19 protein-coding genes and 3 tRNA genes are annotated in these 15717 nt (G+C 68.5%); 8 read left to right on the forward strand and 14 right to left on the reverse strand.

Annotated elements, in window-relative coordinates:
- Positions 1–15: 15 nt before the first annotated feature.
- The 5 genes from AB7I40_RS10615 to AB7I40_RS10635 all read right to left on the reverse strand — a co-directional run bounded on the left by AB7I40_RS10615 (position 16) and on the right by AB7I40_RS10635 (position 3484).
- Positions 16–819 (reverse strand): UbiA family prenyltransferase, encoded by an 804-nt coding sequence (locus tag AB7I40_RS10615; protein ID WP_428346179.1) that lies wholly within the window; start codon positions 817–819, stop codon positions 16–18.
- A complete protein-coding gene (locus AB7I40_RS10620; RefSeq protein ID WP_428346180.1) occupies positions 819–1856 on the reverse strand; it encodes an adenosine deaminase in 1038 nt (345 codons plus the stop codon). The genes AB7I40_RS10615 and AB7I40_RS10620 overlap by 1 nt, the downstream gene beginning before the upstream one ends.
- Positions 1857–1953: 97 nt before the next feature.
- Entirely contained in the window at positions 1954–2217 is a 264-nt protein-coding gene (locus AB7I40_RS10625; protein ID WP_428347956.1) for a transcriptional regulator, read from the reverse strand.
- A gap of 8 nt (positions 2218–2225) precedes the next feature.
- Positions 2226–2999 carry a DsbA family protein gene (locus AB7I40_RS10630; RefSeq protein WP_428346182.1) on the reverse strand — a complete coding sequence of 258 codons (774 nt, stop codon included), beginning with the start codon at positions 2997–2999 and terminating at the stop codon, positions 2226–2228.
- Positions 2996–3484 carry a MauE/DoxX family redox-associated membrane protein gene (locus AB7I40_RS10635; RefSeq protein WP_428346183.1) on the reverse strand — a complete coding sequence of 163 codons (489 nt, stop codon included), beginning with the start codon at positions 3482–3484 and terminating at the stop codon, positions 2996–2998. The genes AB7I40_RS10630 and AB7I40_RS10635 overlap by 4 nt, the downstream gene beginning before the upstream one ends.
- Before the next feature lie 153 nt (positions 3485–3637).
- On the opposite strand from AB7I40_RS10635, the gene orn reads away from it, so the two are divergent.
- From orn to AB7I40_RS10650, 3 genes are all read left to right on the forward strand, one after another.
- Complete coding sequence (orn, locus tag AB7I40_RS10640; RefSeq protein ID WP_428346247.1) at positions 3638–4240, forward strand: oligoribonuclease; 603 nt, start codon at positions 3638–3640, stop codon at positions 4238–4240.
- A gap of 45 nt (positions 4241–4285) precedes the next feature.
- Positions 4286–4361 (forward strand) — tRNA-His (locus AB7I40_RS10645).
- Positions 4362–4553: 192 nt separating this feature from the next.
- A complete protein-coding gene (locus AB7I40_RS10650; protein WP_428346248.1) occupies positions 4554–5426 on the forward strand; it encodes a bifunctional helix-turn-helix transcriptional regulator/GNAT family N-acetyltransferase in 873 nt (290 codons plus the stop codon).
- Here AB7I40_RS10650 and AB7I40_RS10655 read toward each other — a convergent pair.
- Positions 5411–6358, reverse strand: a complete 948-nt coding sequence (locus tag AB7I40_RS10655) for a pirin family protein (RefSeq protein ID WP_428346184.1) — start codon at positions 6356–6358, stop codon at positions 5411–5413. The two genes, AB7I40_RS10650 and AB7I40_RS10655, sit on opposite strands and share 16 nt — an antisense overlap.
- A gap of 124 nt (positions 6359–6482) precedes the next feature.
- Here AB7I40_RS10655 and AB7I40_RS10660 point away from each other — a divergent pair.
- Positions 6483–6558: transfer RNA gene (locus tag AB7I40_RS10660), tRNA-Lys, on the forward strand.
- Between the two features lie 182 nt (positions 6559–6740).
- Here AB7I40_RS10660 and AB7I40_RS10665 read toward each other — a convergent pair.
- Together AB7I40_RS10665 and AB7I40_RS10670 are read right to left on the reverse strand one after the other, a co-directional pair.
- Positions 6741–8330: a phytoene desaturase family protein gene (locus tag AB7I40_RS10665; protein ID WP_428346185.1), complete on the reverse strand. Its 1590-nt coding sequence runs from the start codon at positions 8328–8330 to the stop codon at positions 6741–6743.
- On the reverse strand, positions 8327–9529 hold the full coding sequence (locus AB7I40_RS10670; protein ID WP_428346186.1) for an aminomethyltransferase family protein: 1203 nt from the start codon (positions 9527–9529) through the stop codon (positions 8327–8329). Before AB7I40_RS10670 ends, AB7I40_RS10665 begins: the two co-directional genes overlap by 4 nt.
- A gap of 53 nt (positions 9530–9582) precedes the next feature.
- On the opposite strand from AB7I40_RS10670, the gene AB7I40_RS10675 reads away from it, so the two are divergent.
- On the forward strand, positions 9583–10272 hold the full coding sequence (locus tag AB7I40_RS10675) for a TetR/AcrR family transcriptional regulator (protein ID WP_428346187.1): 690 nt from the start codon (positions 9583–9585) through the stop codon (positions 10270–10272).
- Here the strand turns inward: AB7I40_RS10675 and AB7I40_RS10680 are convergent.
- From AB7I40_RS10680 to AB7I40_RS10690, 3 genes are all read right to left on the reverse strand, one after another.
- Positions 10187–11185: a hypothetical protein gene (locus AB7I40_RS10680; protein WP_428346188.1), complete on the reverse strand. Its 999-nt coding sequence runs from the start codon at positions 11183–11185 to the stop codon at positions 10187–10189. The genes AB7I40_RS10675 and AB7I40_RS10680 overlap by 86 nt on opposite strands.
- Before the next feature lie 169 nt (positions 11186–11354).
- Complete coding sequence (locus AB7I40_RS10685; protein WP_428346249.1) at positions 11355–11654, reverse strand: GroES family chaperonin; 300 nt, start codon at positions 11652–11654, stop codon at positions 11355–11357.
- 14 nt (positions 11655–11668) lie between these two features.
- A complete protein-coding gene (locus AB7I40_RS10690) occupies positions 11669–11917 on the reverse strand; it encodes a DUF3618 domain-containing protein (protein WP_428346189.1) in 249 nt (82 codons plus the stop codon).
- A 114-nt stretch (positions 11918–12031) separates the two neighbouring features.
- Here AB7I40_RS10690 and bcp point away from each other — a divergent pair, with 114 nt between their 5' ends.
- Both bcp and AB7I40_RS10700 read left to right on the forward strand, forming a co-directional pair.
- Positions 12032–12502: a thioredoxin-dependent thiol peroxidase gene (gene bcp / locus AB7I40_RS10695; protein WP_428346190.1), complete on the forward strand. Its 471-nt coding sequence runs from the start codon at positions 12032–12034 to the stop codon at positions 12500–12502.
- A 33-nt stretch (positions 12503–12535) separates the two neighbouring features.
- Positions 12536–12617, forward strand: a tRNA-Leu gene (locus AB7I40_RS10700).
- A 139-nt stretch (positions 12618–12756) separates the two neighbouring features.
- On the opposite strand, the gene AB7I40_RS10705 is transcribed toward AB7I40_RS10700, so the two are convergent.
- From AB7I40_RS10705 to AB7I40_RS10715, 3 genes are all read right to left on the reverse strand, one after another.
- Positions 12757–13329 carry a M48 metallopeptidase family protein gene (locus AB7I40_RS10705; RefSeq protein WP_428346191.1) on the reverse strand — a complete coding sequence of 191 codons (573 nt, stop codon included), beginning with the start codon at positions 13327–13329 and terminating at the stop codon, positions 12757–12759.
- A gap of 10 nt (positions 13330–13339) precedes the next feature.
- A complete protein-coding gene (locus AB7I40_RS10710; RefSeq protein WP_428346192.1) occupies positions 13340–14371 on the reverse strand; it encodes a PHP domain-containing protein in 1032 nt (343 codons plus the stop codon).
- A 180-nt stretch (positions 14372–14551) separates the two neighbouring features.
- Complete coding sequence (locus AB7I40_RS10715; RefSeq protein ID WP_428346193.1) at positions 14552–15349, reverse strand: enoyl-CoA hydratase/isomerase family protein; 798 nt, start codon at positions 15347–15349, stop codon at positions 14552–14554.
- A gap of 167 nt (positions 15350–15516) precedes the next feature.
- Between AB7I40_RS10715 and AB7I40_RS10720 the strand changes: the two genes are divergently transcribed.
- Positions 15517–15675, forward strand: coding sequence for a DUF5679 domain-containing protein (locus AB7I40_RS10720; protein ID WP_091026547.1), 159 nt, complete (start codon positions 15517–15519; stop codon positions 15673–15675).
- Positions 15676–15717 lie beyond the last annotated feature (42 nt).

The following is a 15717-nucleotide window of genomic DNA, read 5'->3' on the forward strand; positions in this document are numbered from 1 at the left end:
GTGCCACCGGGGCCCTCAGCGCACCCATGTCAGCGCCAGCACGTCGACGAGTGCGATCGCGACAGCGGCCCGGAACGGCGTACGTCCGGTGCCGAGGGTGACACAGGCTGCCAGGACCAGGACGAGCCCGAGGGTGAGCCAGGTCAGCGGCCCTCGCTCGGCTGGGGCGAGGACCGTCAGGAGCACCGAGGCACCCACCAGGAGCACGGTCGCGGCCAGTAGCGACCAGCGCGCGCCCAAGCGGTGCGGCAGGCCACGGACACCGGTGGCCTCGTCGTCGGCGAGGTCCGGTACGACGTTGACGAAGTGCGCACCCACTCCCAGGAGCGCTCCTGCCACCGGGGCCCACCACGGCGGGAACGGGGCATCGACCTGGGCCAGCGACACGAAGACCGGCAGACCGCCGAAGGCGACGGCGTAGGGCAGCCAGGACCACCACGTCGACTTGAGCCCGAGGTTGTAGGTCCAACCCGCCGCCGTGCACAGGAGGTTGACAGCACCGGCCACGGCCCCGCACGCCAGGGACAGCACGACGCTCGCGAACAGGGCGACGCGGCAGGCGTTGGTGACCAGCCGTACGTCGAGGGTGCCGTTGACCAACGGCTTGTCCCGGCGACCGGCTCGCTGATCGCGGCCGAGGTCGGCCAGGTCGTTGCTCCACCCGATCGAGAGCTGGCCGGTGAACACGGCTCCCACGACCATCAGGGCACGGCCGACACCGAGGTCCGCGGAGAGCGCCAGCGCTGCGGCGACCGCCGTCACGGCCAGGGCCGGACCACCATGAGCGGCCTGCAGCAACGCGATCGCCCGTCGTGACATCAGGAGCCGGCGTACTCGTCGATCTCCGCCGCGAGGGCGGCCCTGCCTGCCGGATCGAGGAACGATGCCTCGACGGCGGCCTTGGCGAGATCCGCGACCCCTCGGCGGTCGAGGCCCAGGAGGTCGGCTGCGATCTCGTACTCCCGGTTGAGGGTGGTGCCGAACATCGGCGGGTCGTCGGAGTTGATCGTGACGAGCACTCCAGCGTCACGGAAGGCCACGATCGGGTGCTCGGCGAGCGTCGCCACCGCTCGGGTCGCGATGTTGGAGGAGGGACACACTTCCAGGGGGATGCGGTGCTCGGCGAGGTGGGCCAGCAGCGCCGGGTCCTGCGCCGAGGTGGTGCCGTGGCCGATGCGCTCGGCCCCGAGGTCACGCAGGGCGTCCCACACGGTCTGCGGACCCGTGGTCTCACCGGCATGTGGCACCGAGTGCAGCCCGGCCGCCCTCGCCGCGTCGAAGTACGGAGTGAACTGCGGGCGTGGCACACCGATCTCGGGGCCACCGAGCCCGAACCCGACCAGGGCGTCGGTGCGATGGTTGAGCGCGTAGTCGAGCGTCGCTTCCGCCGCGGGCAGACCGGCCTCGCCGGGGATGTCGTAGATCCAGCGCAGCACCAGCCCGAAGTCGCGCGCAGCCGCCACCCGTGCGTCCTCGATGGCCTCGGTGTAGGCCTCGATCGGCATGCCCTTGCCCTCCTCGTGCGGCCGGACCGTCGTGTACGGCGAGCAGGTGAGCTCGGCGTAGCGGAGGTTCTGGCCCTCGGCCATCTCGCGAGCGATCTCGTAGGTCAGGAGCCGCACGTCCTCCGGGGTCCTGACCAGGTCGACGACAGCCAGGTAGACGTCGATGAAATGCGCGAAGTCGCGGAACTCGTAGAACCCCGCAAGCTCCCCCGGATCGGTCGGCACCGTGCCCGGGTGACGCTGGGCGAGGTCGCTGACGATCCGCGGGGAGGCCGAGCCGACGTGGTGGACGTGGAGCTCGGCCTTGGGGAGCCCGGCGATGAAAGCGGTCAGATCCGTCACCCGACGCATCCTGCCAGCGTGTCCTGCGCGGTTGGGAATCCTCGATCCCCTGTAATGGGAGTGGCCCCGCAATGTATGAGATTGCGGGGCCTTACCCATGCCTGGATCAGCGCGCGTAGAGCACCCAGGTGGCGGTGGCGCTCGGCAGCAGGCCCAGGATCAGCCACGGGGTCACCACGCGTTTGCGGTTGATCACCCGGACCCCGCCCACGGCCACGACTCCGACCACCGCCGCGATGACGAGCAGGCCAGGTCGTGCACCGGGCCGGTCAGCTGCTCCGGCCAGGAAGCACAGCCCACCGGCGAAGATGAACGAGGTCACCGACAGCAGGGCCGACATCACCCATTTCTGGACCCGCTCGACCTCCATCCGGGGGACTACTGACCGTCGGCGATGGCCTGTTCGGTCTTCGCCACCAAGTCGTCGATGCTCGTGGCGTCGGTGATCGCCTCGCCGTTGACGAACACGGTGGGGGTGCCGGTGACCTTGCGCTTGGAGGCGTCGTCCTTGCCGTTGACGACCCACTGCTTGTAGGTCATGTCCTCGATGCCAGGACGCACGTCGCCCTCGGTGGCGCCGGCCTCGACCGCCCTGTCGACCAGCCAGTCGTCATCGGGCATGTCCCCGCTCTCAGAGGGCTGGTTGTCGTAGAGGATGTTGTGGAACTTCAGGGCGGCCTCGGGGCCGGCGGTGTTCAGTACGACGGCGAAGGCGTTGAGCGACCGCTCGGAGTACTCGTTCAAGAAGGCGATGGGCCGGTAGACGACGTACACCTCGCCGTCCTTGGCGGACTGCAGGAGCGAGTCACGACTCTGGGCCTCGAACTGCTGGCAGAACGGGCAGAGGAAGTCCTCGAAGACCTCCACCTTGACCGGTGCGTTCGGGTCGCCGACGCCCAGGCCGAACTCGTCGGCCGCTGCCACGGTGACCCCCTCGACGGCAACCGTGCTGGAGGCGCTCGGACCGCTGGCGGCCTCCCCCGTGGTGTCACGGAGGTTCTGGATCAGGAAGCCACCACCGATGATGAGCACGATCACGCCCACGACGCCACCGACCACGAGCAGGTTGCGACGCCTCTCCTTGCGTTCCTGCGCGGCGCGGATGGCCGCGGCCCGTGCGCTTGAGGACTCTCGTCTGCCTTGCTTGCTCATGCGTCAGCCCTTTCAGGCGTCGATTCGGACAACACTCGTTGCGGGAAGAGCAGGGAGTCCAGCGACCACATCGTGCGCGGGCGCCAGACCAGGAACGCCGACAGCAGCAGGAGGCCGGTGTCGCGGGCGATCTCCCACGGGTACTCCGCGGACGCCCCCTCCTTGTAGCCGCCGCCGCCGAAGCATCCGCAGTCGATCTGCAGGCCGCGTGCCCAGGCCGAGGAGATGCCGATGATGAACGCCACGAAGAGCAGCCCTGAGACGACCGCCGCACCACGGGTCAGCAGGCCCACGATCAGCAGAGCGCCGACCACGACCTCCAGCACCGGCAACAGGTGTCCCACGGTCGGCACGATGGATTCGGGCAGCAGGTCGTAGGCGCGTACGGCGCGGACGCTGGCCGACGGATCGGGCAGCTTCAAAGCTCCTGCCACTACCCACACCCCGCCGACAAGCAGGCGTGCGACGAGTCCGAACCACTTCACAACCACGACCCTAGGCGAGAAGTCTGAGCGGCCGCTGAGTCTTCTGGCGGTTCGGGACGTTGGACCTCTGGGGTTCGGGACCGAGGTCCCACGAGCCCGAGCGCAGTAGGGTGACTGCTCGTGAACGAACGACTGGTGTGGATCGACTGCGAAATGACCGGACTCGACCTCGAAGCGGATGCGCTGATCGAGGTGGCGGCGCTGGTCACCGACTTCGATCTGAACGTGCTCGGGGACGGCATCGATCTCATCATCAAGCCGCCGGCGCAGGCGCTCGAGCAGATGGGTGACTTCGTGCGCAACATGCACGTCGAGTCCGGACTGCTCGACGAGCTGGAGCACGGCATCGCCATGAAGGACGCCGAGGAGCAGGTGCTCGCCTACGTGCAGGAGCACTGCCCTGACGGCTCCCGGCCACCCCTGGCCGGCAACACCGTGGCCACCGATCGCTCGTTCCTGCTGCGGGACATGCCGGTCCTCGAGTCGTTCCTCCACTACCGGATCGTCGACGTGTCCTCGATCAAGGAACTCTCGCGGCGCTGGTTCCCGCGCGCCTACTTCCAGGCCCCCGCGAAGCAGGGCAACCACCGCGCGCTCGCCGACATCCAGGAGAGCATCGAGGAGCTGCGCTACTACCGCGAGGCCGTCTTCGTACCCAGTCCCGGGCCGGACCGCAACACCGCCCGCAGCATCGCGCTCAAGCATGCCGGCGCCCTTACCGGGCTCGGTGACCCCGCTGGTCAGAAGGAGAGCTGAGTCCGGGTACACTTTTCCCGGCCTCGATCCTGTCGAGGCCGCTTGGTGGGTATAGCTCAGCTGGTAGAGCGCCGCGTTGTGGTCGCGGATGTCGCGGGTTCAAGTCCCGTTACTCACCCCACGCTGAACGGCCCCCGGTGATTGCCGCCGGGGGCCGTTCGCTTTGCGTCGCAGGAATCCCCGGCCGACCGGGGATGTCCGCGGTTGTCAGGGGTGGCAATGGCTGACAACCGCGAGTTTCCCCGGTCGACCGGGGATTCCTGCATGTTGCAACGCGAGCAGATGTCTGACTAAAGTCAGACAAGTGACGCAGATGATCGAGACCGTGCGGCGGTTCAACCGGACGTGGACGCAGCGGGTCGGCGTACTGGACGACTCTTTCCTCGGGTCGGGTCGTGCGTTGGGGCCATCGCGCCTGCTCTTCGAGATCGGGTACGCCGGAGCGTCGGTGCAGCAGCTGCGCGATCGCCTGGGGCTCGACTCCGGCTATGTCAGCCGGCTGCTGCGCACTCTCGAGGGCGAGGGCCTGGTCACGATGGGACCGGACCCGGCCGATCGTCGTCGGCGGATCGTCACCCTCACCGATCCTGGCCGCAAGGCCTGGTGCGACCTGGAGGAGCGCTCCGACCGGCTCGCCCAGCATCTTCTCGAGCCGTTGTCCGAACGGCACCGCACGCGCCTCGTGGAGGCCCTCGACGCAGCCGAGCGGTTGGCCCGGGCGGCCACGGTCGAGCTGCGGGTCGTCGATCCGGCGACTGCGTCCGCTCGCACCGCCGTGGCGCACTACTACCGCGAGCTCGCCGCCCTCTTCGACTTCGACCCCGGCGACCCCACCGCGGATGAGCCCGGTCTACGGGGCCCGGGCGGGGCGTTCCTGGTCGCCCTCAGCGACGGCGAGCCGGTCGCGTGCGGTGCGGTGCGTCGTCTCGACGGCTCCACGGGCGAGTTCAAACGCATGTGGGTGCACGAGGACTGGCGCGGCCTGGGACTGGGTGGCCGGGTGCTGCGCCGGCTCGAGGCCGAGGCCCGGACGCTGGGGTACAAGCGGGTCAGGCTCGACACGAACAACGCCCTCGACGCCGCGATCGGGATGTACCTGACCGCCGGCTACCGTCGCATCGAGCGCTACAACGACAACCTCTATGCCCAGCAGTGGTTCGAGGGTGACCTTCAACCCGGGATCTGACCTAGACGTCCCTTCTGGAAGTCCTCGTAGGCCTGCAGCACCTCGGCCTTGGTGTTCATCACGAACGGTCCCGCCCAGGCCAGCGGCTCCCGGATCGGCTGGCCGCCGACGACGATCACCTCCAGGGCAGGCGTGTTGGAGTCCTGGCGTTCCTCGGCGGCGAGCGTGACGAAGTCCCCGGCGCCCATCACCGCCGCCTGACCCATCCGGATCGGCTGTGCGTCGGTACCGACGCGGCCCCGCCCAGCGAGCACGTAGACCAGGGCGTTGAAGTCGACGTTCCACGGCAGGTCGAGCCTGGAACCGGGCTCCAGGGTGGCGTGCACGAGTGTCATCGGTGTGTACGTCGAACCTGGCCCGTGCACCTCACCGACCGATCCGGCGATCACCCGGACGAGCACGCCGGCGTCGTACGACGTGGTGAGCGCGACCTCGCCGGAGCGCAGGTCCTGGTAGCGGGGCTGGGCCATCTTGGTGTCGCGGGGCAGGTTGACCCACAACTGGATGCCGTGGAAGAGGCCGCCGGCCTGCACCAGCCACTCGGGGGGCGCCTCGATGTGGAGGAGTCCGCTGCCAGCAGTCATCCACTGGGTGTCTCCGTTGGTGATGGTGCCGCCACCGCCGTGGCTGTCCTGGTGGTCGAACTGACCGTCGATGATGTAGGTCACCGTCTCGAAGCCGCGGTGCGGGTGCCAGGCGGTGCCCTTGGGCTCCCCCGGCGCGTAGTCGACCTCCCCCATCTGGTCCATCATGATGAACGGGTCGAGGTGCTGGAGGTCGATGCCGGCGAAGGCGCGGCGTACCGGAAAGCCTTCACCCTCGAAGCCCTGCGGAGCGGTCGTCACCTGCCAGACCGGCCGCGAGATGTCTCCCAGTCCCGGCGTGCGCAGTCGGGGCAGGACGGTCAGGTCTTCCACAGTCACAGCGGGCATCAGACACCTCTTTCTGATTGAAGGTTAAACCGCTGGTCCATCTGGGGCAACGCGCTCGGCCTCGCGCTCCGTCTCGTTTTTGCTGCCCCGAGAGCCGCTGGTAAGGTTCCAGTCGCTTCACCAAGCGCCATTAGCTCAATTGGCAGAGCAGCTGACTCTTAATCAGCGGGTTCGCGGTTCGAGTCCGCGATGGCGTACCACTCGACAGGCCACAGGCTCCCAGCCTGTGGCCTGTCTGCAGTCCCAGACCATCGTCGGTCAGTGCGGTGGATCGGTCCAGCCTGTCTCGACCGATCAACCGCACAACCGAGTCCGTGGCCCGTGAGGCCGCATCCCGATCCGGGACGCTCGGGGCCGCACGTCCCAGCGCCGAGCCGACGACCTACGGGGCGAGATCCTTGAGGATCCGCTGGCTGGCGAGCTTGCCGGGCAGCCCCATCACGCAGCCACCGGGGTGGGTGCCCGAGCCGCACTGGTAGTAGCCGTCGATCGGTGTCGAGTACTGGCTCCAGCCAGGCGCGGGCCGGAAGAAGTACATCTGCGGAGCCAGGAACTCACCCGCGAAGATGTTGCCCTCGCTCAAGCCGGTGACCCGCTCGATGTCGAGCGGGGTGACCACCTCACGATGCAGCACAAGGTCTCCGAAACCTGGGAAGTGCGACTCGAGCACGGCCTGGACCACGTCGCCGAAGGGCTCGCGCTCGGTGTCCCAGTCGCTGCTCTTCAGGTGGTACGGCGCGTATTGCACGAAGCACGACATCACGTGCTTTCCGGGCGGAGCCATGTCGGGGTCGACGACCGACTGGATGGCGGCGTCGATGAACGGCCGCCTGCTGTAGGAGCCGTACTTGGCGTCGTCGAAGGCGCGCTCGACGTACTCCATGGTCGGGCCGATGTTGACGAAGCCGCCGTACTGGTCCGAGCGGTTGGGGAGCGCCGGGTAGGTCGGCAGTCCGTCCAGAGCGAAGTTGACCTTGGCGGAGGTGCCCTGGAAACGGAAGCGCTCGATGTTCTCCACCAGGTCGGCGGGCAACTCCCGTGGTTCCACCAGCTCGAGGAAGGTGCGCCGAGGGTCGAGGGCGGAGACCACCACGGGCGCCTGGAACTCCGTGCCGTCCTCCAGCGCAACGCCGGTCACCCGGCCCTCTGCCATGGTCACGGCCTTGACGGCCGAGTCCAGCCGGATCTCGGCGCCGTACGCCGCCGCGGCGCGCGACAGCACCTGGGTGAAGCCACCGTTGCCGCCCTTGTGGAAGGACCACGAACCGAGCCGTCCGTCGTGCTCGCCCATGTTGTGGAACAGCAGCACCAGCCCGGAGCCCTGCGACATCGGACCCACCTTGTTGCCGATGAAGCTGGAGGAGGACAGGTAGCCCTTGAGGGCGTCGTTCTCGAAGTAGTCGTCGAGCCAGTCAGCGGCACTGCCGGTGAGCAGGCGGACGGTGTCGTGCATGACCTTGCGGTCGATCCCCCCGAGGTGGTTGAGCATCCAGGCGATGTCGGCCTGGTCCTCGGGATCCTTGCCGAAGATGTTGGGGGGCGGGTTGTCGAAGAGCGGCTGCACCGCCTGGATGACGCGCTCCATGTCGTGCCCGTAGCGCTCGTAGGCATCCGCGTCGTGCGGCGAGTGCCGCTTGACCTCCTGCACGTTCTCCTCGTGGTCGTCACCGAAGAGCAGGTAGTCACCATCCTCGGTCGGATGGAAGCCGGAGGGCATCATCAGGGGCATGAAGCCGTGCCGCACCAGGTCGAGCTCCTGGACGATCTCGGGACGCAGCAGGCTCAGCGCATACGAGAAGGTCGTGAACTGGAAGCCGGGCACCAGCTCCTCGGTGATCGCGGCCCCACCGACGAACGGGCGGCGTTCGAGGATCAGCGTGCGCAGCCCGGACTTGGCCAGGTAGGCGCCGTTGACCAGGCCGTTGTGGCCGCCCCCGACCACGATCGCGTCGTACTGGTTCGCGCTGCTCATGGGGTCGCCGTCTTTCGCTCGGGGTTGAACAGGGGCATGCGGGCCGTGCGCGCCAGCACCTTGGTCGTGTGGTGATTGATGGTCAGTTCGAGGTGGACCTCCGAGCCGGGCGCGGCCAGCTCGGTGGGCACCCGGGCCATGCCGATGTGGCGCTGCAGGACCGGTGAGTACATGAAGGCCGTCGCATAGCCGACCTGCTCACCTTCGGCGTCGTACAGCATCGACTCCCAGCCGAGCGGGGTCTCGTTCTTCTCCGGCAGCAGGCCGGCGTCGCGATAGAGCCGGTCCCACTCCTCCCAGTCGACGACGATCCCGACAGTGGCCCAGCGCGACGTCCCCTCGGCCAGCTCGCGCCGGATCGCATCGCGCCCGACGAAGGCCCGGTCACCGTCCAGACCACGCAACATCCACCCCAGACCGAGCTCCTGCGGAGTGACCCTGTCGTGGTCGGTGAACACGAGCCGGCTGTTGTGGAAGTCGACGTCGACCAGGGGCAGACCAGCCTCGATCCGGAGCATCATCAGCGCCTCCTCGCCGAAGGGACGCAGCCCGTGACCGGCCCCGGCTTCCAGCAGGGCGTCGAGTACGTCGAGCGCGTGGGCGGAGGGCACGGTGACCTCGTAGCCGAGGTCCCCGGTGTAGCCGGTGCGGCTGACCGTGACCGGGGCCTTCGCGATCTTGGTCTCGGCGTGCTCGAAGTAGCGCAACCCGGCCACGTCGTCCGACAGGGCCGCGAGCACCGCCCGGGACCGGGGGCCCTGAACAGCCAGGACCCCGTAGTCGTCGCTCACGTCGGTGATCTCGACCTCGAGCCGGCCGCGCAGGTCGCTGAGGTAGCCCATCTGGGGGCGGGCCGAGGTCAGGAAGAACTCGTTCTCGGAGTGCCGGAACACCACCCCGTCCTCCATCACGAAGCCGCGGTCGTCGCACCAGATCGTGTATTGGGCTCGACCAGGGCGACAGGTCCGCACGTCGCGCACGAACACCCCCGCCAGCAACCGCTCCGCGTCACGACCGCGGATCCAGTACTTGAACAGGGGTGAGGAGTCGAAGACCCCGACGCTGTTGCGCACCGCGAAGTATTCGTGCTTGGGAGCGTGCGAGTAGCGCAAGGCCGAGAGGTGGCCGGACCAGTGGGTGTAGAGACCGGTCTTGTTGAGCTCGCTAAGGCGAGGGTGGAACGGTGTCGTCCTGATCACGTCGTCAGCCTAGGCCCTTGTTGGACACGTGATCAATAGGCTTGACTGGTCGAATGGCCAAGCGGATGGACCCGACCGAGCGACGCGCCCGCATCGTCGACGCCGCGCTCGCGGTGATGCTCCGCAAGGGGATCGCCGCCACGACCGTGCGCGACGTGGCCGCCGAGATGGGCAGCTCGTCCGGTCTGGTGCACCACTACTTCGACTCCATGGACGAGCTGCTGGCCACTGCCTTCGACCAGGCGGCCTCGGTGGATCTGGAGAGCACCCGGTCGGCGCTGCGGTCCGCGCCGGACCCGGTGGAGCAGCTGCGCACGTTCTTCGCCACCTACATCCGGGCCGAACAGGACTGGGCGTTCCAGCTCTGGCTGGACGCCTGGGCTGAAGCCTCGCGGCGACCCGCGCTCCAGGCGACCTCACAGCGGCTCAACGTCGCGTGGCAGCAGCTGCTGTCCTCAGTGGTCGGTGCTGGGATCGACACCGGGAGCTTCACCTGCGCCGATGCCGAGGGCACCGCGTGGCGGATCCTGTCCCTACTCGACGGACTGGCGCTGCAGACGGTCGCACACCGGGTCGCCCTCGATCGCGCGTCGGTCCTCGCCTGGTCGGTGGCCTACGCGGAGTCGGAGCTCGGACTCGCTCCCGGCACCCTCGAGATCAGTGCCGGTGCCCGTTGGGCCGATGGTCCGGCCGGGCCGCAGCCAGCTGCTCCAGCAACGACCGGACATCGCCCCAGCCCGTGACCGCGCTGCGTGCCGAGACACTGGGCACGGCCGCGTCGAGCTTGGCCCTCGTCAGCCGGGAGAGCACCTGGTTGACCTGGTCGGCGTCCTCGAGCGGCAGGCGTTGCAGCGGGACCGCCAGAGTCCCCCACTCCAGATCCACCCTGGCCAACAGCTGACCGTCGCCGGCACTGAGGCCGACCGCCTCCGACGACTCGGTGACACCCAGACCCTTCGAGCGAGCCAGCTCAGTGACCAGTTCGACCAGCTGCCGTGTCTCCACTGCATGGGCCGCAGGCAGCTCCTCGGGGACGTCGGTGGACAGGTGGGTCGGCGACAGCGGTGACCGCTGCGGCACCGCCGGCACGAGTACTGCGCCGCCGAAGCCGCCGGCGCGGTACTGGGTCAGCTCCACGGCGTACACCTCAGCTGTCGTCAGCTGGTCGTTGAGCAGCTCGGTGATCCTCTTCAGCTCGACCGGGATCCGATGTGCGACCAGCACCATCCGGATCCGGCCCTCGGCGAGGTTGGTCTCCACCGCGCCGAAGAAGGCCTCCTGGTCCCGTTGCCCGGTGAGGTCGGCGAGCACGTCGTCCGGGTCGAGGCCGGCGCGTCGCTGCGTGGTCGCGAACGTGGCCCGCAGCTCCTCCAGCGGCCAGCGCTGCAGCCCGTTGGCGGCCAGGTCGAGCACCTGGCCGACGATGTCGCGGCGCTGGGCCTCGTCGTCGGCCGAGCGGGCCGACACCAAGGTCGGCACCCCCTCCTGGTCGACGAGCAAGGACACCCCCAGTCGACCGGAGGTGCCCGGCCCCGAACCCAGCACCAGGGCCCACCGGCGGGGCAGAGCCGCCATCTCCTCGCCGGCCAGCACCTCCGGGTGGGCCTGGACGAGGGCATTGAGCAGGTCGCCGCTGTCGTAGGGGGTCTCGGTCATCGGCACCAGCGTGCCGTCGGAACCCAGATGGAAGACATGCTCCATCGTCAGTCCGCCCCACGCATCGACATGCTGCGCATCCTCCCCCAGCGGGTCCCCCCATCGAGGTCCCCCACGCGGATACTGGGGTGAATCTGGTGCCGCTGGACGGCGGCGTGTGCTGAACGGGTCAGAGGTAGAGACCGGTTGCGGTGTCACCGAGCCGCTCGGCCGCCACCGCGTGGATGTCCCGCTCGCGCATCACCACGTAGACCTCTCCCGACACCTCGACCTCGGCCTTGTCCTCGGGGTCGAACAGGACCCGGTCACCCGGCTCGATGGCGCGGGCGTGGGGTCCGACCGCAACGACCTTCGACCAGGCCAGGCGTCGTGCCCCCATGGCGGCCGTGGCCGGGATGACGATGCCTCCCGAGGAACGCCGCTCGCCGGCCTCATGGTCCAACTCGACCATGACCCGGTCGTGGAGCATCTTGATCGGAGTGCTCACCGAACGATCTTGCGGATCAGCGCGAGGGTTGCCACCACCCCGACCACGCCACCAGCGACCTTGAGGATGTTGTCGGTGCGGGGCCGGCCCGTCTGGGCGTCGACGAAGTAGGCCTTCACGGAGGTGACCTCGCGACCCACGATCGTCTTAGGGTTCACACGATGCACCAACTGGTCGATCGTCGAGGCGAGACGCTCACGGGTCTCCTCCATCTCGGACTCCAGCGACGACAGTTCCTTGGCCACGAATCTGCTCCCAGTCAACGGTGGTGCGTGTAGTCCGGAAGGCTACCAACCCGGACGGGTGGGCGGCCCCGCGCTACCGTCGTCCTGACACTGCCAGACCCCGAAGGAGCACCCGTGCCTCTCAGCGCCGGCGACATCGCACCCGACTTCACCTTGACCAACGACGCCGGTGAGCCGGTCACACTCTCCGAGCATCGCGGCACCCGCGTCATCGTCTACTTCTACCCAGCCGCCATGACCCCCGGCTGCAGCAAGCAGGCCTGCGACTTCACCGACTCCCTGGAGTCGCTGCGTGGGGCCGGTTTCGAAGTCATGGGCATCTCCCCTGATCAGCCGGCCAAGCTGGCCAAGTTCCGCGAGCGTGACCACCTGGGCATCACGCTGCTGTCCGACCCGGACAAGGCAGTGCTCACGGCGTACGGCGCGTTCGGCGAGAAGAAGCTCTACGGCAAGGTCGTCCAGGGCGTGATCCGCTCCACGTTCGTCGTGGACCCCGAGGGACGCATCGAACTCGCGCAGTACAACGTCAAGGCCACCGGACACGTGGCCAAGCTCCGCCGCGACCTGGGGCTGGACGCGGCCTGATCCCCTGTACGGCGGCCCTAGACTTGCGCCCGAGCCGAAGTGGTGGAACTGGCAGACACGCAGGATTTAGGTTCCTGTGCCTTCGGGCGTGGGGGTTCAAGTCCCCCCTTCGGCACCCAGAGGGTTGATTTCGCGACCGACCCCTGCGGGTTTCCCCGGTCGGCCGGTGATGCCCGCGGTTGTCAGCCGTAGCAATGCCTGACAACCGCGTGTGCCCCCTGACAAGTCCGAGGAGGGGTGCCGTGAGCTCCGACTCAGTCGGTGTCGGAGTCGGCCTCACTCGGCGGCGGCTCGAGGTTCGCGGCCGCCGAATAGCCCAGGAGATAGCCCTTCGCCTTCTCGGCGCGCGGATAGCGGTCCACCCAGGCCCAGAACTTGGCGTCATGGCCCGGTTCGAGCAGGTGTGCCAACTCGTGGACCAACACGTAGTCGACGACCCAGGTCGGCATCGCCTGCAGCCGGGTCGAGAGCCGGATCGACTTCTCGCTCGGGGTGCATGAACCCCAGCGGGACTTCTGGTTCTCCACCCAGCGCACCGACTCCGGCACCGCCAGCCCGCCGAGATGACGGTCGCTGAGGTCACGTGCGCGACGAAGAAGGTCATCGTCGGACCGGATGGATCGCCGTGTCTTCTTCGCCAGCCGGGCAACCATCGTCTGCACCCATTCGGCCTCCTGAGCCTTGCTCATGGTGGCGGGGATCATCACGATGATGGTGTCGCCGTCGCGATAGGCCGAGACGGTACGACGGCGCCGACGCGAGCGACGGACCTCGACCTTGGGCTCGCCCGAACCCGGAGTCGGTGGCTCACGTGGCGGTGGGGCCATGAAGAGCACGCTACTTGTCTGCCCAGGCCAACAGACGAACCTGGGCCCACGTGTTGACGATTCGCTCCGGTTCGATGCCGGCGAGCTCGGCTCGCTCACAACCGTAGGACAGGAAGTCCAGCTGGCCCGGGGCGTGGGCATCGCTGTCGATGGAGAACAGGCAGCCGATGTCGCGAGCGAGCTCGAGCAGCGCCGTCGGGGGATCACGCCGCTCTGGACGGGAGTTGATCTCCACCGCGACGTCGTTGGCCAGACAGGCCTCGAACACCGCCCTCGCGTCGAACTGGGACTGGCCCCGCATCCCCCGGTTGCCCGTCACCAGCCGGCCCGTGCAGTGGCCGAGCACGTTGGTGCGCGGCTGTCGCACCGCGGCCACCATCCGGCGGGTCATGGCGTCCTTGTCCATGGCCAGCTTCGAGTGGACGCTCGCCACACGCAGGTCGAGCCTGGACAGCATCTCGTCGCTCTGGTCCAGGCTGCCGTCGTCGAGGATGTCGACCTCGATCCCCTTCAGCAGGGTGAAGGCACCCCCGAGATGCTGGTTGACGGCATCGACCACGTCGAGCTGTCGCGCGAGCCTCTCGGCACTGAGCCCGCGCGCCACCTTCAGCCGGGGCGAGTGGTCGGTGAGCACCAGGTAGTCGTGACCCAGCTCGATGGCGGTGAAGGCCATCTCCTCGATCGGCGATCCACCGTCGGACCAGTCCGAGTGGCTGTGCAGGTCACCGCGCAGGGCCGCTCGGATCTCGCCACCTCCCGAGGCGAGCGGCCCGGCATGCTCCTCCTCGAGCCGTGCCAGGCGCTCGGGCAGCACCCCGTTCACGGCGTCCGTGATCACCTTGGCCGAGCTCGCCCCGACCCCTGCCAGGTCGGTGAGGGTGCCGGCGGCCACCCGCGCCTGCACCTCCTCGGCGGGCATCGGCAACACCGTGGCAGCGGCCTGTCGGAACGCCTTCACCTTGTAGGTGTCCTCGCGCCCGCGTTCGAGCAGGAACGCGATGCGGCGCAGTGCTGCCACCGGGCCGGCCTCGTAGCTCGTCACCTGTCCTCCTCGTCTCCCCCGTGCACGCGGCCATCATGCCCCGGAGCACCGACACCCCGGACGAGTTGACCGCGTCGCCGCGACCTCCTAGCGTCAGCGGCAGACGTGGCTCCCGGCTGGGTCGACGGCGTTCGCAAGGGGAAGGCAAACGACGTTCGGTCCGCTCGGGAGCCTCGTCGTTCACACCCCACGGAAGTCCGGAGCACGGCGCTCGCGAGCCGCACTGATCCCCTCCTGGAGGTCCGCAGTGGTCAGGGTTGCCGGTTGGGCCAGCGCCTCGAACTGCAGACACGACTCGATGTCACGGTGCCCGCCCAGCAGCGCCTGCTTGGTGTAGCGGCTGGCGATCGGGGCAGTCCCCGCGATCCCGACGGCGGTGTCAAGCACCTCCGCCTCGAACGAGTCACGCTCGATCACCCTGCTGACCAGTCCCAGCCGCACGGCCTCGTCGTCGGCGACAGCGCGACCGGTCAGCAACAGGTCGCGCGCATGTGCCGCACCGACGACGTCGGGCAGGAGGTAGGTGGCGGCCATGCCGGCATGCATCCCCAGCTTCACGAACGGCACGCTGAGCTTCGCGCCCGCGGCGGCGTACCGGATGTCACATGCCAGCGCGAGGCACAGGCCGGCCCCGACCGCGGGACCGTTGATCGCGGCGATGGTCGGCACCTCGAGCTTCCGGATCGAGAGCCACGCGCGGTAGAACGCCATCATCCGGGTGCGCAGCCGGTCCACCGAGGCGTCCGGCTCACTGGCGATCCAGCTGGTGTTGCCGCCCGAGCAGAACGCCGTTCCGCTGCCGGTCACGACGACCACGCGGACCTCCGGGTCATGGGCGAGTACGTCGATCGCGCGCACCCAGGAGGCTGTCATCTCCTCCGACATCATGTTGCGCTGGTCGGGATTGTCGAGGGTCAGGACCGCGACCCCGGGGCTCGGACGATCCAGGGTGAGGTGCGGAAACGAAGTCGTGGACATGCCCGGCAGACTACCGAGCGATCCCCGCTCACCGGTGCGCCTCCCACGCCTGAGTTGCGCTCTGTGTAGGGTTTCAGGCGGTGGAGGTGGCATCAGTTGCCTCGACCCCGACGGGCTTCCCCTTCCCCCCGTCGCGACGACCAAGTGAAATGAGCAAGGAGGCCCTCATGGCTGAGACCTGGAGCGGCGAGTTCTACTGCGTGAAGTGCAAGGAAAAGCGCGAGGCTGAGGGCGAGGTCAGGGTCAACGACAAGGGCACCCGGATGGCCAAGGCTGTCTGCCCCGTCTGCAGCACCAACCTGAACCGGATCCTGGGCAAGGCGTAGAGCCAGCCCGACACAGCTGCCGCGGCGGCGCCGGTGCGACTT

Origin of the sequence: Nocardioides sp. (assembly GCF_050246775.1) — a bacterium.
Taxonomy (GTDB): domain Bacteria; phylum Actinomycetota; class Actinomycetes; order Propionibacteriales; family Nocardioidaceae; genus Nocardioides.

Excerpts from the sequence above, each read along its gene's own strand:
- AB7I40_RS10680 (WP_428346188.1), bottom strand. The coding sequence starts at position 11,185 with ATGACCGAGACCCCCTACGACAGCGGCGACCTGCTCAATGCCCTCGTC.
- orn (WP_428346247.1), top strand. The coding sequence starts at position 3,638 with ATGACCGGACTCGACCTCGAAGCGGATGCGCTGATCGAGGTGGCGGCG.
- AB7I40_RS10715 (WP_428346193.1), bottom strand. The coding sequence starts at position 15,349 with ATGTCCACGACTTCGTTTCCGCACCTCACCCTGGATCGTCCGAGCCCC.
- AB7I40_RS10625 (WP_428347956.1), bottom strand. The coding sequence starts at position 2,217 with ATGGAGGTCGAGCGGGTCCAGAAATGGGTGATGTCGGCCCTGCTGTCG.
- AB7I40_RS10615 (WP_428346179.1), bottom strand. The coding sequence starts at position 819 with ATGTCACGACGGGCGATCGCGTTGCTGCAGGCCGCTCATGGTGGTCCG.
- AB7I40_RS10705 (WP_428346191.1), bottom strand. The coding sequence starts at position 13,329 with ATGGCCCCACCGCCACGTGAGCCACCGACTCCGGGTTCGGGCGAGCCC.
- AB7I40_RS10685 (WP_428346249.1), bottom strand. The coding sequence starts at position 11,654 with ATGCTCCACGACCGGGTCATGGTCGAGTTGGACCATGAGGCCGGCGAG.
- AB7I40_RS10655 (WP_428346184.1), bottom strand. The coding sequence starts at position 6,358 with ATGCCCGCTGTGACTGTGGAAGACCTGACCGTCCTGCCCCGACTGCGC.
- AB7I40_RS10630 (WP_428346182.1), bottom strand. The coding sequence starts at position 2,999 with ATGAGCAAGCAAGGCAGACGAGAGTCCTCAAGCGCACGGGCCGCGGCC.
- AB7I40_RS10620 (WP_428346180.1), bottom strand. The coding sequence starts at position 1,856 with ATGCGTCGGGTGACGGATCTGACCGCTTTCATCGCCGGGCTCCCCAAG.
- AB7I40_RS10650 (WP_428346248.1), top strand. The coding sequence starts at position 4,554 with ATGATCGAGACCGTGCGGCGGTTCAACCGGACGTGGACGCAGCGGGTC.
- AB7I40_RS10675 (WP_428346187.1), top strand. The coding sequence starts at position 9,583 with ATGGCCAAGCGGATGGACCCGACCGAGCGACGCGCCCGCATCGTCGAC.
- AB7I40_RS10720 (WP_091026547.1), top strand. The coding sequence starts at position 15,517 with ATGGCTGAGACCTGGAGCGGCGAGTTCTACTGCGTGAAGTGCAAGGAA.
- AB7I40_RS10665 (WP_428346185.1), bottom strand. The coding sequence starts at position 8,330 with ATGAGCAGCGCGAACCAGTACGACGCGATCGTGGTCGGGGGCGGCCAC.